General features: G+C 35.6%; 13 protein-coding genes. 6 read left to right on the forward strand and 7 right to left on the reverse strand.

All coding sequences use genetic code 11. From position 1 onward, the window contains the following. Positions 1 to 119 precede the first annotated feature (119 nt). Complete coding sequence (locus AC07N0_RS04310; RefSeq protein ID WP_494588244.1) at positions 120 to 992, forward strand: UbiA family prenyltransferase; 873 nt, start codon at positions 120 to 122, stop codon at positions 990 to 992. Between the two features lie 113 nt (positions 993 to 1,105). Continuing rightward, positions 1,106 to 2,482, forward strand: a complete 1,377-nt coding sequence (locus AC07N0_RS04315; protein WP_494588245.1) for an L-serine ammonia-lyase — start codon at positions 1,106 to 1,108, stop codon at positions 2,480 to 2,482. A 38-nt stretch (positions 2,483 to 2,520) separates the two neighbouring features. Here AC07N0_RS04315 and AC07N0_RS04320 read toward each other — a convergent pair whose 3' ends face one another. Both AC07N0_RS04320 and AC07N0_RS04325 read right to left on the reverse strand, forming a co-directional pair. Further along, positions 2,521 to 3,375, reverse strand: a complete 855-nt coding sequence (locus AC07N0_RS04320) for a hydroxymethylglutaryl-CoA lyase (RefSeq protein WP_494588246.1) — start codon at positions 3,373 to 3,375, stop codon at positions 2,521 to 2,523. Between the two features lie 146 nt (positions 3,376 to 3,521). Beyond that, positions 3,522 to 4,097 (reverse strand): DUF4136 domain-containing protein, encoded by a 576-nt coding sequence (locus tag AC07N0_RS04325; protein ID WP_494588247.1) that lies wholly within the window; start codon positions 4,095 to 4,097, stop codon positions 3,522 to 3,524. Positions 4,098 to 4,554: 457 nt separating this feature from the next. Here AC07N0_RS04325 and lon point away from each other — a divergent pair, with 457 nt between their 5' ends. After that, the gene (lon, locus tag AC07N0_RS04330; protein ID WP_494588401.1) at positions 4,555 to 7,041 is read left to right on the forward strand and encodes an endopeptidase La; all 2,487 of its coding nucleotides are present in this window, start codon (positions 4,555 to 4,557) and stop codon (positions 7,039 to 7,041) included. Positions 7,042 to 7,191: 150 nt separating this feature from the next. On the opposite strand, the gene AC07N0_RS04335 is transcribed toward lon, so the two are convergent. From AC07N0_RS04335 to AC07N0_RS04345, 3 genes are read right to left on the reverse strand one after another with little or no spacing between them, the layout of a single operon-like run. After that, positions 7,192 to 7,482 carry a hypothetical protein gene (locus AC07N0_RS04335; protein ID WP_494588248.1) on the reverse strand — a complete coding sequence of 97 codons (291 nt, stop codon included), beginning with the start codon at positions 7,480 to 7,482 and terminating at the stop codon, positions 7,192 to 7,194. After that, a complete protein-coding gene (locus tag AC07N0_RS04340) occupies positions 7,483 to 7,950 on the reverse strand; it encodes a hypothetical protein (protein ID WP_494588249.1) in 468 nt (155 codons plus the stop codon). Positions 7,951 to 8,000: 50 nt separating this feature from the next. Next, positions 8,001 to 9,989, reverse strand: coding sequence for a CHU_0125 family OmpA-like outer membrane integrity protein (locus AC07N0_RS04345; protein WP_494588250.1), 1,989 nt, complete (start codon positions 9,987 to 9,989; stop codon positions 8,001 to 8,003). Between the two features lie 562 nt (positions 9,990 to 10,551). On the opposite strand from AC07N0_RS04345, the gene AC07N0_RS04350 reads away from it, so the two are divergent. Continuing rightward, positions 10,552 to 12,621, forward strand: coding sequence for a pseudouridine synthase (locus AC07N0_RS04350; RefSeq protein ID WP_494588251.1), 2,070 nt, complete (start codon positions 10,552 to 10,554; stop codon positions 12,619 to 12,621). Between the two features lie 238 nt (positions 12,622 to 12,859). Here the strand turns inward: AC07N0_RS04350 and AC07N0_RS04355 are convergent, their stop codons facing one another. Together AC07N0_RS04355 and AC07N0_RS04360 are read right to left on the reverse strand one after the other, a co-directional pair. Next, positions 12,860 to 13,786 carry a helix-turn-helix domain-containing protein gene (locus tag AC07N0_RS04355; protein WP_309921905.1) on the reverse strand — a complete coding sequence of 309 codons (927 nt, stop codon included), beginning with the start codon at positions 13,784 to 13,786 and terminating at the stop codon, positions 12,860 to 12,862. Positions 13,787 to 14,319: 533 nt separating this feature from the next. Then, the gene (locus tag AC07N0_RS04360) at positions 14,320 to 15,093 is read right to left on the reverse strand and encodes an enoyl-CoA hydratase/isomerase family protein (RefSeq protein WP_494588252.1); all 774 of its coding nucleotides are present in this window, start codon (positions 15,091 to 15,093) and stop codon (positions 14,320 to 14,322) included. A 172-nt stretch (positions 15,094 to 15,265) separates the two neighbouring features. Here AC07N0_RS04360 and AC07N0_RS04365 point away from each other — a divergent pair, with 172 nt between their 5' ends. Further along, complete coding sequence (locus AC07N0_RS04365; protein WP_494588253.1) at positions 15,266 to 16,414, forward strand: acyl-CoA dehydrogenase family protein; 1,149 nt, start codon at positions 15,266 to 15,268, stop codon at positions 16,412 to 16,414. 136 nt (positions 16,415 to 16,550) lie between these two features. Continuing rightward, positions 16,551 to 17,396: a LytR/AlgR family response regulator transcription factor gene (locus AC07N0_RS04370; RefSeq protein WP_494588254.1), complete on the forward strand. Its 846-nt coding sequence runs from the start codon at positions 16,551 to 16,553 to the stop codon at positions 17,394 to 17,396. Positions 17,397 to 17,400: the final 4 nt, after the last annotated feature.

The following is a 17,400-nucleotide window of genomic DNA, read 5'->3' on the forward strand; positions in this document are numbered from 1 at the left end:
CTTTTTTTACCCGCAGATTTTTAGAGATTTTTTCGCAGATTTACACAGATAATATTTGTCAGCGTAAATCTGCGTTATTAATCTCCAATATCTGCGGGTAAAAAATCAAAAAGATTAACATGAAAAATATTATTTTGCATCTCAGGATTCCGTTTTCTTTTTTCCTTATGCCTGTTTATTGGTTTGCGTTGAGCCAAACGAGTAATACCAATTTAGGTATCAGTATCGGCGTTTTCTTCCTCCTCCATTTACTGATTTATCCTGCCTCTAATGCTTATAATAGTTATTACGATAAAGATGAAGGTTCGATTGGAGGACTAGAAAATCCTCCTCCTGTCAGCAAAGAATTATTCTATGTCGCTTGGGGCTTAGATACTCTGGCGATAATTATCGCTTACTTTCTATCTGGTTGGATACTAGCACTTGCTTTACTTATTTATAGCAGTATTTCTAAGGCGTATTCTAATGATAAAATTAGGTTAAAGAAATACCCAATTCTTAGCTGGCTTACTGTTGGCATTTTTCAAGGAGCATTTACTTATTTAACTGTTATCCAAGCAGTGGACGAGCTTCCATTTGAGAATTTATGGCAAGAGAAATATTTATTTCCTGCCTTATTGAGTAGCTTCAATCTATTAGGTTTCTATCCCATGACCCAAATCTATCAACACGAAGAAGATGCTAAACGAGGCGACCTGACTATGAGCAGATTATTGGGTATCCGTGGCACTTTTATATTTACAGCAGGAATTTTTCTATTAGTTACCATTGGGTTTTTCTATTTTTTCCAAACACAACAAATTTTTCAATTCCCTGCCTTTATCGTTTACTTAGTCGTAATGGCTCCCGTATTAATCTTCTTCAATATTTGGTTTTTGAAAGTCCTTAAGGACGAAAGACTTGCCGACTATAAACATACGATGCAACTCAATTTCTTAGGGTCAATTTGCCTAAATGTCTTTTTCATCTTACTGTTTTTAAGTAATCATTAAGGCGATTTATTTTGCATAAACTTTCTCTTCTGACTTATCAGATAAATAGGAATATATATTAATGACTAGTAAAAAGATGTATATTTAAGCCCTAAATATTACTTCAGCAAACTATGTATTCCCAAGCTATTACTACTTCCATTTTTGATTTATTCAAAGTTGGTCCTGGTCCATCAAGTTCACATACAATTGGCCCGATGAAAGCCGCATACGATTTCTTAACAGAAATCAATCGTTTACCTACAATCCTTATTTCAGACACGCTACAAATCGAAATTTATTTATATGGCTCACTCAGTGCCACAGGAAAAGGACATGGAACAGACAGGGCCATCATTGCGGGCTTATTAGGTTGGAAACCTGATGCTTGCGACCCTGTGAAGTTTTTGAAAATATTAAAAAATCCAGATGAGAAATATCCTGTCAAATTTCACGACTACTTTATTGCTGTAAATGCTGATAATTTTCATTTTGAAAGAGGTAAATACGATTCTCCACATGCCAACACGATGGTGTTGAAATTGAAAGATGAATCAACCATACTTCTTGAACATGAATATTATTCCATTGGCGGAGGATTCATTTATCGCAAGGGAGAAAAACAATCTTCAAAAAATGCTATTAATCCGCCCTACCCATACACTAGTATGAAGGAATTGAAGGCTCATTTAAATCATGAAAAGATTTCCCTAACCGAAATGATGATGGCCAATGAAATGGCTTTGACAGGCGTTTCAAAGAAAGAAATTGAGCAAAAAGTAGATGGTATTTTAGACTTTATGCATAAAGCCGTAAAACGTGGGTTGAAGGATAAAAGAGTATTACCAGGGACTATCAAACTACGCAGAAAAGCACCTTTATTGTATGAGCGTGCTAAGAATCTAGCGATTACGAGCGATAGCTTCTTGATTTTCTTAAATGCCTATTGTTTGGCAGCATCCGAAGAAAATGCCGCTGGGAATATTGTCGTCACTGCTCCTACGTCGGGTGCATCTGGCGTAATTCCGGGGATTACTTATCTCATAAAAAATCATTTTCATTATTCAGCCTCGCTTATGCGTGATGGCATGTGGGCAGCCGCAGCCGTTGGCTTTTTGGTAAAACACAATGCCAGTATTTCGGGTGCAGAAATGGGCTGTATGGGCGAAATCGGTACGGCATCCGCCATGGCTGCTGCCATGCTGACCTACTGTGCTACCAAAGATATTAATGCGATGGAATCGGCCGCTGAAATTGGGATAGAACACCATTTAGGCATGACTTGCGACCCTATTGGTGGCTATGTACAGATTCCTTGTATTGAGCGTAATGCGATGGGAGCGGTAAAATCTTACAATGCCTTTCTATTAGCTACTTCAGGAGACAGTTCTCTCCAAAAAATATCTTTTGACAGTGTCATTAAAGTAATGAAAGCCACGGGTAAGGATATGTCTAAAAAGTACAAAGAAACCTCTGAAGCAGGGTTGGCTTTAAGTGCTACGGAGTGTTGATAATATTCGCTGAATTGCTTTAAAAAATTCAGCGAATACTATACAAAAACACTCCAGCTTTGCTGAACCGCTTTATTAAAAGCAGATAAGTCTATTCCCAAATCTATCGACTGGCTTTTGAAATACTCTATCAAGTTTTGGGTATTGATATTGCCAACTAATTCATCTTCCGCCATTGGGCAACCTCCAAAACCTCCGATAGCACCATCAAAACGAGTACAGCCTGCTTCGTAAGCTGCGCTGATTTTAGGCAACCAAGTATCTGTACGGGCATGGAAATGTCCTCCAAATGCTATGGTAGGATATGCTGTAATCAAATCTTTGAATAGACTCGAAATAATTGAAGCATCAGCCAAACCAACAGTATCCGAAAGAGCAATGATATTAATACCTATATCCGCCATTTTCTTTGTCCAAAATGCTACAATTTCAGTATTATAAGCATCGCCATAGGGATTGCCAAAGGCCATTGAAAAATAAACGACTAATGTTTTATTGTTTTTTAAGCAAAGTGCTTGAATGGCTTCTACTGTCTTAAAAGCTTCTGCTACAGAAATATTAGTATTGCGTTGTTGAAAAGTCTCTGAAATAGAAAAAGGAAAGCCTAAATATTGGATTTTTTCAAAACTAACTGCCTTTTCTGCTCCACGTAGGTTAGCAATAATTGCCAATAGTTTAGTAGACGAATGATGTTCCTCTAAGGCACGATACACCAATTCTGTATCTGCCATTTGCGGAATGGCTTTGGGCGAAACGAAACTTCCAAAATCAAGGGTATCAAAACCTACTTCCAGTAATTGCTTTAAGTAGACAATCTTCTGTGTTGTAGGAATTTGCCTTTCCCAGCCTTGCATGGCATCACGTGGGCATTCTATTAATTTAATTGTTTTCATGTTAGGTTCCATGCTGAAAATATTCAACAATGGCTTAGATTGTTTTAGGGAACTAAACATAAAGAATTTCTTGGTGAATATCAAAAAAACAAAAATCCCGTCCATTGCTGAATCGGGATCCTGTAAAAGTGGTTAGGTATTCATTATTAATAAGATCTTCTTTTGGCTATTGCATCCATATTATCATAACCTGCACGGTTTGGATATTCTACCATTATTTTATTTATAATTTCGTTAACTAGCAACTCTCGGTCTTTCTTACGATTATTGACTTCTCCTTTTGCATAGCCTTGCCAAATCATATCTTTTGATTTACCATCCAATAGATTAATGATGATTCTATTTTCTTCATAATTACGCGAAGAAACACTTCCTCCATAACTATATCTACTTCCCCACATCGGTGCTACCGTACTCGACTGTACAGATTGCATATTCTGAGCATCTGTTGAAAAACTGATTAAAATATCAGGGTTCTTATCATCTCTTTTATAACCCCTACTATCCATCTCCCCCTCCATTGCCTTTGTCATGCGTTTTAACATTAGTTGACTACCCATTACGGCATCATTCTGTGACATCGGTGGTGTATAAAAGCCATAAGTATGGTACTGTGAAAAATTAACTTGATGGTCGTAGTCAGAGCGAACCGTCAGGGATGGACTACAACTACTTGCTCCAAATAGAATAGCCAAAGCGAAGCATTTTAAAATCGTTTTCATTGTACAAGGAAATATGCGGTTAAATATTAAGTATATCTGGATTTCCAAATGAGTACTATTATTTCATAGGCAAATTATGCTTGTCAATATCAAATGTTAAATATTTGTTTTCTTTTCTTTAATAACGTTATTAATTTATATTTAGTCTTTAAGCATAAACGTTTGCTTATACTTTATGTAAAATGAGTAAAAAATTATACCTAAAAACTAATAATGCGTACTAATGCTTATGCCAATATGTCAATTGGCATAAGGTTTGACCGTTTAATAAATCAAATTTGATTGTATAACTTTTAAGTGTAATTTTATGACTTCTGTCATTGTGGCAGTATATCCATTTGAATTTGGAAATAGTCATTTTAATATTCTTAAACTATTCTCCGCTTACTTTACTTATATAAATACCCATGAACTACACCGTACTATTACTTATTTCCAAATTTGCATAACACATAATATGAGTCTAGATAAAAACTTTTTAAATAATCTTAAACTTGCCGAGATTTCTGATTTCGATGGCATAGAACTAATTCCCCTTGGGTCGGAAGGAGTTGATGATGAAAAACTTGGAAAACTTACCGACGAATTACCAATATTACCAATCCGAAATGTTATTTTATTTCCTGGAATGGTAATCCCTATTACTGTAGGAAGACAAAAATCTGTAAGGCTTGTAAAAAAAGCTTACAAAGGAAATAGAACAATTGGCGTAGTTACACAGGCAAATCCTAATAAAGAAGAACCTGTAGGCGATGACTTGTACAAAATAGGAACGGTAGCACATATCATTAAAATGATTGTTTTGCCGGGTGGCAATACTACTATTATTGTTCAGGGACGTAAACGCTTTGAAGTTCAAAACTATATTAAAACTGAACCGAATTTGATTGCCAAAGTAAATTATTTAGAAGATAATTTACCTGCTAAACTCAATAAGGAAAACAAAGCATTGATTCAGTCTTTGCGTGAAATGGCTTCGAGAATATTATTCTTAAACCCTGAGATTCCTCGCGAAGCGCAGATTGCCTTGGATAATATCGAATCTCCTAGTTTCTTAATTCACTTTTTGTCTGCTAATGTAAATGCCGAATTAGCCGAAAAGCAACAATTATTAGAAACAATTAATGGACTAGACCAAGCCAGAAAATTACTTGAATTGATGATGACTGATATTGATTTATTGGAAATCAAAAGGGAAATTCAAAGTAAGGCAAGTAGTGATATAGACCAGCAACAACGTGATTATTATTTACGTCAGCAAATAAAGGTTTTACAAGAGGAATTGGGCGTTGATAGCCCTGAGGCTGAACTTGATAAAATCAGGGCAAAAGGCGTTAATAAAAAATGGAGTAAGGAAGTATCTGACCATTTCCAGAAAGAGCTAGCAAAATTACAACGTACCAATTCGATGTCGGCTGAATATCCGATGTTAATGAACTATGTAGAATTACTAGTTGATTTACCTTGGAATGATATTACAAAAGATAATTTCGATCTTAAGAAAGCCCAAAAGGTACTTGACTTTGACCATTTTGGTCTTGAAAAAGTAAAGGAAAGAATTATCGAATACCTAGCCGTATTGAAAATGAAGGGCAATATGAAAGCCCCAATTTTGTGTTTATATGGCCCTCCGGGGGTTGGTAAGACTTCATTAGGAAAATCTATTGCGAAAGCATTAGGTAGAAAATATATCAGAATGGCCTTGGGTGGTTTACATGATGAATCTGAAATCAGAGGACATCGTAAAACCTATATCGGTGCTATGCCTGGCAAATTGATTCAGAATATTAAAAAGGCTGGCTCTGCTAACCCTGTTTTTATATTAGATGAAATTGACAAAGTTGGTTCTGACCACCGTGGCGACCCGTCTTCTGCCTTGTTAGAGGTACTAGACCCAGAGCAAAACAATGCTTTTATGGATAATTACTTAGAGATAGAATATGATTTATCTAAAGTATTGTTCATCGCTACTGCCAATTCATTGGATAGTATCCACCCTGCTCTTCGCGACCGTATGGAAATCATTGACATCAGTGGTTATACAATGGAAGAGAAAGTGCAGATTGCTAAAAAGCACCTTGTTCCTAAGCAAAAAGAAGAGCACGGTTTAGAAAACAAGACGTTAACTATTACAGATGCAGCTTTACAGAAGCTAATTGAAGGGTATACCCGAGAGTCTGGTGTAAGAAAGTTAGAACAACAAGTGGGCAAATTGATTCGTAAAGTGACGAAATCAATTGCGATGCAAGAAGAATATCCGAAGGTTATCAAACCCGAGGAGGTTGTAAAGTTGTTAGGACAAGAGTATTTCGATAAAGATTTATACGAAACCAACGATACTGCTGGTGTAGTAACAGGCTTGGCTTGGACACCCGTTGGCGGAGATATTTTATTCATAGAATCAATCCTGAATCGTGGGAAAGGTGGTATTACTTTATCTGGTCAGTTGGGTGATGTCATGAAAGAATCTGCTATGGCGGCACTTTCATACCTTAGAGCACATGCTGATGATTATGGAATAGATTACAGAATTTTTGATAACTACAACCTCCATGTTCACGTTCCTGCAGGTGCAGTGCCTAAAGATGGTCCGTCGGCTGGTATCACAATGACAACGTCTATTGCTTCGGCTTTAACACAGCGTAAAGTAAGACCTCATTTGGCGATGACTGGCGAAGTAACGCTTCGTGGCAAAGTATTGCCTGTAGGTGGTATTAAAGAGAAAATTCTGGCTGCAAAGCGTGCAGGTATTCAAGAAATTATTTTATGTCATAAAAATAGAAAAGACGTCGAAGAAATAACCCCTTCTTATATTTCAGACCTTACTTTCCACTATGTAGATATGGTTGATGAAGTATTACAGATTGCTTTGATGGAAGAAAAGGTTTCGAAACCAATTAATTTTATTTTTCCAGAAGATAAACGAGAAGTAGTTTTGAATTAGTCATAAAAAAAGCGGAAGATGTAAGTCTTCCGCTTTTTTTATGAAATTTTGGTAAAAATTATTTTCTCAGAGGTTTCATCTTTAGTTAACTTATAAAGATTACCGTCTTTTATACAGCCTAATACTTTTTTGTATATGAATGCTTTTGATTCATCTGTAATATTTGGAGATAGGTCCTGTTTTCGGATGTACAAACATTAAATACACACAATCATTTTTTATTACTAAGTAATAGTATATTCTAAAACCACCCTTGCCACTAAGTCTCTTTTTAATGTAAGGTGTTTCATCATTTCCATTCAATCTCGTGCCAGAAGAAATATCAGCGATATTTTTATCAAAAAAGAAATCTATTAACTCTTTTTCAAGGTCTTTATAAGCCTTTTTAGAGATTAATTTTTCAAATTCGGCTTTGAACTCTTCAATACAATAGAGGTGCATTTAAATCAATGAAAGTTTATGTGTAGTTTCTTTAAAATCTGGCATAGTAGGTAGAAAGAAAAAAACAGATTCCAAGTCTTCGGCAATCTCTTTTAAATCATCAATAACTGATTTAAAGTTTTTTATTTCATTTTTTGCAATTCCCTTAGTTTTCAAAAATGATAATCGTATATAATATCTAATCAAACTTGAGTGTAAATCTTTACAAAGAGAAATAATTTCATTAACAATCATTAGTGATTCTTCCTCTAAATCACCATACCAAGTGATTTTTTCTAAGTTCTCATTAATCAGCTCTATCTTTTCTGTTTTCTCAATTAAGGTCTTTTTTACTTCAATAATTTTATCTAAAAAACTATTTACATCTTCCTCAGACATCGAAGCTTGTTTTTTTTCCTGAAAGGAAATGTTTCTTAGTTCATTGAAAGTAAAACTTATTTTTTCGATATTAGACGCTGAAACTAACATACAATATTTATTTAAAATTTTCCTTACAAATTAAAACTCACCACTCTTACTTACTTCACCGACAACACTTTAAATTCTGTTCTACGATTTAACTGATGTTCTTCTTCCGTACAGGTTACACCATCAGCACATTTGTTTACTAACTGACTTTCACCATAACCTTTCGCTACAATTCTGGCTGGAGCGATTCCCTTTGAAATGATATAGGCTACTGCTGCATCTGCTCTTCGTTGCGATAATTTAGCATTATATTCTGCTGTTGCTCTGGAGTCAGTATGCGAACCTAATTCTAATTTAATCGTTGGATTATCGTTTAAGATTTGTACGATTTTATCTAATTCTGGCGAAGCGTCACTTCTAATATTAGCTTTATCTAAATCATAATAAATCGGAGCGATTTGGAAGATTTTCGTAATCTCTTTTCCTACTTCTGGCTTATCTAATTTAATAGTTGCATAGAAAGTAGTATCTGTTTCCGCTTTGGTTAACAGTTCTAAAGGAATTGATTTTCCCACCATCGTAAAGGGTTCACGTTTGGTAAAGTAACCATTCTTTTCAGTTACAATCGTATAAGATTTATCTTCTTCCATTTTTACCTTACCAAACTTACCTTCTGCTTTGGTATAAATTTCATCAATGGCTTGGTTGGTTGAATTATCAATAATTGCCACTTTTACTTCATCAAGTGGTTGATTATTCATATCAGTAATACTTCCTGCCAAAAAGTAACGGATAATTTTCTTTTTAGGCGTTTCTTTAGCAATTACTGGTACATCGTACTTTTTATCAGGCTGGGTATTTTCGTAATAATAAATATCGTCGTCTCCTTTTCCTGAATCTCGATTTGAGGCAAAATATCCTTTTGTAGAATCAATCGCTACTAACCCAAAATCATCAAAACGGGAATTCAATGGAATCCCTAAATGCTCTACCGTGATTTCTCCATCTTTACGAACAGCCACAAATAAATCTAAACCGCCTAGTCCTGCATGTCCATCTGAAGAGAAATATAATTTTCCATCCGCAGAAACATAAGGAAACATTTCATCGCCAGCAGTATTAATATCTGGCCCTAGATTAATGGCTCTGCCGAATCTTCCTGCATTGTCAATATTAGCACGGTACAAATCTATTCCTCCTTTTCCACCAGCACGGTTCGAGCCAAAATAAAGTGTTTTATTGTCTGCTGAGAAAGACGGACAACCATCCCATGCCAACGAATCTGACACTGAAATAATTTCGGGTTCTGTCCAAGTACCATCTATATTTTTTGAAATGTATAAATCAACATCTGGTGATTCGTCCGAACGCTTGCCTGCATTTCCTCTAGCAAACACCATCATTTTACCATCTTTAGAAAATGTTGGCGTTCCTTCGTTCGCATTATTTTTAAAGATTGTCGTGCTAAAAAGCGAAGGGTTTCCTAATTCTGTTGGACTGTTCAGCGAAGCTCTGTATAAACCTAAGTAAGGCAAGCCATTATTCTTATAGATAATATCTTTGCGTGAAGCCGTAAAAATCAAATCATTTCCTTGAATAATGGGTGCAAATTCTGCTCCTGTAGAATTGATATTCAACGGCTTTAATTCAATATACGTTTTTTTATTGGCTAAAGCCTCTACTTCTTCTAGCTGGTCTATTTCTGCCTGTGCTTTGTTTTTATATATTTTACTAGGCACGCCAGAAAGATATTTCTCTAGATTTTGGGCAGCTTCTTGGTATTTACCCTGCATTTTCTGAGTAGTCGCTAAATGATAACGCAAATCATTTTCTCTACTTCCAGCAGCTAAGGCTTTTTCGTAATATTCACCTGCGAGAATCGCGCGATTGGATAATCTATATGACTCAGCAATTAAATAATTTGTTTTACCCAATTCGTAATTTGCTGCAGATGCCTTTTGTAATTCTTTAATGGCTAGTTCATATTCACCATTGTCAAATTTTTTCTGACCTTTTTTAAACGATTGTAGTGCTGAATTACAACTATTCAACAAGATAACCGCTGCGAAAAGAGATATAAGTTGACGAAATTTTTGCATAGTTTTCTTTAAGAGAATTGATTTGATTAACCTGAGAAACTCGTATATGGGCATTTAGCTCATTACTAAGTTTCAACTTTAATTATTGTCTTTGCTTGGTATTAATATAAAACTGAAAACATTCAGCATTACGGTAAATATAACCATTTTATAAACGAGTTTTTGTCTAAAATGATTGTACTTAATAGATTTTAATTTAGCATGACGAATCAAAGCAAAGTAAAATCTAAAAAATCAACTCAACGAGCCGTCTGTTTTATCTAAAAACACACTATGATTTATTATAAATGCTGCTAAAAAAATTATCGAAAAAAATATTTAAAAATTTGTACTTTAATAAGTGTCTAAAATATAAAATTTATTGTACCTTTGCGAGCCTTTTACTAAAAGGCAGTATTTAAGTTTCTGAAAGTGAATAACTTATTTTTTATTTATTGATATTTTATCTTGCTAGTAAGCAGTTTAAAAAATTTATTTTACAGCAGTGATGTTGCAATATTTTAACTAAGACATCTACGATTTAGAACAGACAATATTTCTAAAATCGTTGATAAAATTAACAATGAGAAAGCGAATCGAAAAAGAAGATTTGGGCTTCGAAAGAAGACAACAAACTCGTGAAAGAAAAGACGAGTTAAGCCGCGAATTAGGACGTGAAGTGCCTGCAAGAAGGACTTACGGAGGTGATGCAGAACGCAGACCACAGGGTGAAAAAAGAGAGTTTAGCTCAGAACGCCGTGAGTTTAAACCACAAGGCGAAAGAAGAGAGTTTAATTCTAGCGAACGTCGTGATTTTAAACCACAAGGTGAGAGAAGAGAATTCAACTCAGGTGAACGTCGTGAGTTCAAACCACAAGGTGAGAGAAGAGAATTCAACTCAGGTGAACGTCGTGAGTTCAAACCACAAGGTGAAAGAAGAGAATTTAATTCGGGCGAACGTCGTGAGTTTAAACCACAAGGCGAAAGAAGAGAATTCAACTCAGGTGAACGTCGTGAGTTCAAACCACAAGGTGAAAGAAGAGAGTTTAACTCGGGTGAACGCCGTGAATTCAAACCACAAGGTGAAAGAAGAGAATTTAATTCGGGCGAACGTCGTGAGTTTAAACCACAAGGTGAAAGAAGAGAGTTTAACTCGGGTGAACGCCGTGAGTTCAAACCACAAGGTGAAAGAAGAGAGTTCAATGCTGGCGAACGTCGTGAATTCAAACCACAAGGTGAGAGAAGAGAATTTAATTCGGGTGAGCGTCGTGAATTCAAACCACAAGGTGAAAGAAGAGAATTTAATTCGGGTGAACGTCGTGAATTCAAACCACAAGGTGAGAGAAGAGAATTTAATTCGGGTGAGCGTCGTGATTTTAAACCACAAGGTGAAAGAAGAGAATTTAATTCTGGTGAGCGTCGTGAATTTAAACCACAAGGCGAAAGAAGAGAATTTAACTCAGAGCGTCGTGATTTCAAACCACAAGGTGAAAGAAGAGAATTTAATTCGGGTGAGCGTCGTGAGTTTAAACCACAAGGTGAGAGAAGAGAATTTAATTCGGGTGAACGTCGTGAATTCAAACCACAAGGTGAAAAAAGAGAATTTAACTCAGAGCGTCGTGATTTTAAATCACAAGGTGATAAACCAGCTTTTGAACGTAAAGAGTTTGTAGATAAAAGAAAACCTGTTGGCAAAAGATTTGATAAAGGAGACTTTAACAAACCACGCCCAGATGCAGGAAGTTTTGAAAAAAAAAGTAGAAGCGAAAGACCCGAAAAAACATTTGGCTCAGCCAAAGCAAATTTTGGAGGCGACAATCTATTTAAAGCACACAGACCTGTAGAACAGTCTGATAAATGGACGCCAAGCTACAAGCTTGATAAATACAAAGACGCTGCTCCTAAAAAAGTGCAGAAATTGATTGAAAAATCAGAGAAGCAATCATTAGAAGTACGTTTGAATCGTTATATCGCTAACTCTGGTGTTTGTTCTCGTCGCGAAGCTGATGACTTAATCAAAGCGGGTGAAATCAGAGTAAATGGTGCGGTAGTTACTGAAATGGGCTACCAAGTAAAACCAGGTGATATTGTTAAGTACGGCAGTAAAAAGTTGAATCGTGAGAAAATGGTTTATGTGTTGGTAAACAAACCTAAAGATTTTATCACTACAACTGAAGACCCTAACGACCGTAAAACAGTAATGGATTTAGTGAAAAATGCTTGTGAAGAACGTATCTACCCAGTAGGTCGTTTGGATAGAAACACGACAGGTCTATTATTGTTAACAAACGATGGTGAATTAGCCGATAAATTGACTCACCCTTCAAACGAAATCGAAAAATTATACCAAGTAGAATTGGATAAGCCTTTAACACAAGAGCACTTCGAGAAAATTAAAGGAGGTATTACCTTAGAAGACGGTGAAATCAAAGCGGATGATTTAGGAATTGTTACGCCAGATGGAATGGTAGTAGGTATCAAAATCCACTCGGGTCGTAATAGAATTGTTAGACGTATTTTTGAATCATTAGGATACGAAGTATTGAAACTTGACAGAACTACTTTTGCTGGCTTAGACAAAAAAGATTTACCAAGAGGAACTTGGCGTTTCTTGTCAGAAAGAGAAGTAGTGAAATTGAAGTTTTTTAAATAGATAGCTTTCGGACTTCGGATGTCGGCTTTCAGCTTTATTTTCGAGTTCTATTTATAAAATCACGTTAAAAGCTCTGTGGAATATATTTCTACAGAGCTTTTATTTTGCTGGAAAATTCTGGCATCAAAAAAGCCACTGAGATTCAGCGGCTTTTTTAATATCAAAACAATTTTTATAAAACTTGCTAAAGCAAAGACTTAAAGCCGAAAGCTGACATCCGAAGACCGAAAGCTCCTTACTACAAATTCATTAACGACTCTCTGCGTCTCATTTTTCCTGCTGGAATACCAAACATCATTTTGAAACGACGACAGAAGTATGCAGTATCTTTATAACCTACATCAGCACCGATGGCACGGATAGATTTCTTAGAAGTTCTTAACAAACCTACGGCAGCTTCCATTCTTTGATATTCGATATAATCTTGTGGATTGATACCTGTCAACATCTTGAAATATTGCCCAACGTAGTCTTCAGAAACGTTTGCAACGTTTGCTAATACTTTATTTGACAAATCTCCTCCGATATTATCTTTGATATAAGCAAAGATGTCTATTAAGCGTGGATCTTTGAAATAAGTACTGTTGGTTGCTAATTGTTCAACAAATAAACGGTTTTTGATGATGTAACGAATAATTTCGATAACAATCTCTTCCGTTTTTATTTTAATAACACGTCCTTTTCCAAGGATATCCGTCATATCTTCTTTCAAAATTTCCGCTAGCATGTGTGCTAGTTTGTCGTCTCTTTTGATTAAGAATGGAGGAATATCTAAAGAAGTAAAGAAGTTTACCGAATCAAAAACTTTTGCTTCAAAAGCAACCATCCCGAAAGAGTTTTCGATTTGGCCAATTCTTGATGGTTCAAGGTTATATTCAAAATAAGACTCTCTGTGAGTCATAAATTCTTCATTTGAAATAGCCTTTGGTTTATCAGCACTACCATACGTTATCGAAAGCATCTTACCTCCAGGGATAAAAAGCATGTCGCCAACCTCAGCATGGATAGCCTCTTCACCAAAAGAAACCTCACCGTTGTACAAAATCAAGAGTGTATTTTCTACATCATAAAAGTTTTTGATACGGATAGGTTGTAATATTCTAATGTTACGTGACTTAATAAACTTCACGCCGAGCGATTCTATTATCTTATTATAATCTTCCATTTTGCATCGTAATTTGGGTAATTGGAATTATAGAGCATTTAATTTTGGACAAAACTAATAAATCCATGTAAAATTCCAAAATTAAATGTAAAAAAGTCTTATATAATTATTTTACGGTAAAATAGTTCCGCTATTCAAATTTATTGTAATATCCTAAGAATTGAAAATTTTACAGATTTTTTTTTTAAAATTTAATATTTGGAGTTTTAGGGGATTTCTATAAAAACAATTATTTTTTTAAAAAATGATGCTCTTCAAAACACTATAACTATAGAAAGAACTTGCGATTTTTACGAAAACTAAGTCATATTTCTTCTTCAAATATTACAAAAATCACCAAAGATTCCAGAAAGCTTTGAGTAATTATTTTTAAATAATTGGAAGATTAAAACTAAGTAATATTTCTTATCGAAAAAGGCATTTAATAGGTATAAAATCGCACATATATACAAAGCTAAAAACTGATAATATTTACTTTGCTTATCATAAAACTATCCAGCCTTCAAATTATACTATTTAGGGCTTAGTCATAATCAATGCTTCTGTGCAAAGGTTTTCAAGGTCTGCTTAGTAAAACTACTTAGTACAAGTTTTCCACTGATTTCTGCTCTTTCCTCTAAAAGTGTATCCCAATGGTCTGTATTTTTCCAAAAGATTTTTTTTAATGCTGTTAGCGCTGCTGGATTGTAGGATGCTAGGCATGTTGCCAACTCAATGATGGCTTTGTCCATTTCTTCTACCGTTTCGAATACCTCCATAAACAAGCCTTTTTCTTTTGCCCAGTTAGCCGAAAAAAAATCTGTAGCATTCAACGCCAATGTAGCAAATGAGGAAAGTCCTATTTTCCGTTCAACGGCAGGTTCAATCACAGCAGGAATTATTCCTATGGTTAGTTCACTTAATTTGATGGCTGCAAACTTGGTTGCAAAACAATAATCAGTAGTAGCTGCTAGGCCTACTCCTCCTCCGATAGCCTTTCCTTGGATGCGTCCAATAATTATTTTAGGAGATTTTCTACAAGCATTGATCACTTTTGCAAAACCTGTAAAAAATATTTTTCCAGTATCTCGATCATTGATTGCCATCAATTCATGAAAATCTGCTCCCGAACAAAAAGTTCTCTCTCCTTCACTTTGCAGAATAATGATTTGTACTTCCTCTTGTTCTCCTAAGTTTTCTATGGCTATTGCCAATTCTTCCAAAAGTACAATAGACATTGAATTAGTAGGCGGATTACCAAACACTAGCTTTACCACACCCAATGCTACTGGCTCTATCCTAATGGTATGCATTTTAGGTTGTTGCATAATAAAATTATTTTTAGATATTACAGCACTATTTCTATTTCAATGCTATTAAATTACAACTATTTAAAGGAATAATTTTATAATATAACAGTTTTTTATCATAAGAAATTATGACAAAAAAGCCCTTTTTATTTCCATTTAAACAATCTCAACAAACAATTTAACATTAAAAATGTACAAATCAGAACAATTAACGTTAGTCCGACAAACTGCCAAAGAATTTGCCGAACGTAAAATAAGGCCTCATATCATGGAATGGGACGAAGCCCAGACTTTCCCGATTGAATTAATGAAACAATTGGGCGAACAAGGTTTCTTAGGTGTACTCGTCCCCGAAGAATATGGCGGAGCAGGTTTAGGCTACCACGAATACGTTGCTATTATCGATGAAATCGCACAAGTTTGTGGCTCAATCGGCTTGTCGGTTGCTGCTCATAATTCACTGTGCACCAATCATATCTTACAATTTGGTTCAGAAATTCAAAAAAAGCAATACTTGCCACAGTTGGCTTCTGGTAATTTTATCGGTGCTTGGGCTTTAACAGAAGCTAATACGGGCTCTGATTCAGCCAGAATGCAGTGCGTAGCTCGACGAGAAGGGGATGATTATATCATCAACGGTGCTAAATGCTGGATTACACACGGTAAATCGGGCGACATAGTCGTTGTAATGACACGTACTGGAGAGTCTGGAACAAAAGACAATGCTACTGCTTTTATTGTAGAACGTTCAAACCCAGGCTTGAAATTTGGTAAAAAAGAAAACAAATTGGGCATGCGTGCTTCTGAAACTGCTGAGGTAATTTTAGAAGACTGTATCGTACCACTATCAGCTCGTTTAGGCAACGAAGGTGAGGGTTTTAAGCAAGCCATGAAGATTTTAGATGGTGGTAGAATTTCCATCGCAGCTCTTTCTTTGGGCATTGCCAAAGGTGCGATGGCTGCTGCTGCCCGTTATGCACAAGAACGCCAACAATTTGGACAAGCTATTGCCAATTTCCAAGGCATCAGTTTTAAATTGGCAGAAATGGCGACTAAAGTTCATGGAGCAGAATTGATGACGCACCATGCAGCTGACCTTAAAATGGAAGGCACGCATCTGACCAAAGAGGCTGCCATGGCAAAATTTTATGCTTCGGAAGTAGCCGTGGAAGTAGCGACAGACGCTGTGCAAATATTTGGTGGGTATGGTTATACCAAAGATTTTCCTGTTGAAAAATTCTATCGTGATGCCAAACTTTGTACCATTGGTGAAGGAACATCCGAAATCCAAAAAATTGTAATTGCCAGAGAAGTATTAAAAGAGTATCCTATTATTTAATCTAATATCCCCTGCATCCGAAAGATTGATACAGGGGATAATATTTAAGTATTGTTCCATACTCGCAGTTATTTCGCCTTTATTCTTAATTTTGTAATACGTCAATTAATAAAAACCTCGATTGATGTCATTACAAATGTTAAAGATTCTTAGACAACCTTATCCACATAACGATTCTACTAGACGGAAGCTTTTCTTATCGTTCGGTGCAGGTATTTTCATTTCATCTTTCCTGATTTTTTTCGAACCTTTTGGTATTGCCAATTGGCATAGCACCCAGAAAGCATTATTGCTATCAGGTTTCGGCATTATTACTACCACAATGATGCTTTTTATCTATTTTGGCATTCAAAGGCTATTCCCAAAGTTTTTTCAAGAAGAACAGTGGACTGTTCGGAGAGAGATATTCATGGTAGCCCTAAATATCTGTTCAATTACGGCTATTAATATCCTTTATTCTCAATATTTTATCAACAATGGCTTTAACCTACTGAGCTTAGTTTCCATGATTATTTACACGCTTGTGTTGGGCGTTTTTCCTGCTACAGGAATTATTTTAATCAACTATATTTATTATTTAAAACAATATAGCAAACCTCCGCAACCTAGTCATCTCCCCGAAAAACACACAATACATGATGAATCAGCTGAAATAAACCTGATTGCCGAAAATGGAAAAGATAAAATTCAGATGCATACAGATTCCTTTTATTACATAGAATCAAGCGATAACTATTCTACTGTGGTATTTAAACAAAATGATGATTTCAAAAAGGATTTGATTAGAAGTAGCTTAACACGTTTAGAAAGTCAGACACAACAAAAACAAATTGTTCGTTGTCATCGCTCCTTTATCGTTAATCTCGACAAAGTTGAACGTGTTTCGGGCAATGCTCAAGGCTATAAATTACACCTTTCCGACAGCAATTTTATTATTCCTGTAGCCCGCAGATATTCTCAGATTGTCTATGAATTGAAGTAATACA

It is taken from the genome of Arcicella sp. GW821-FHT09D11, from assembly GCF_059416265.1.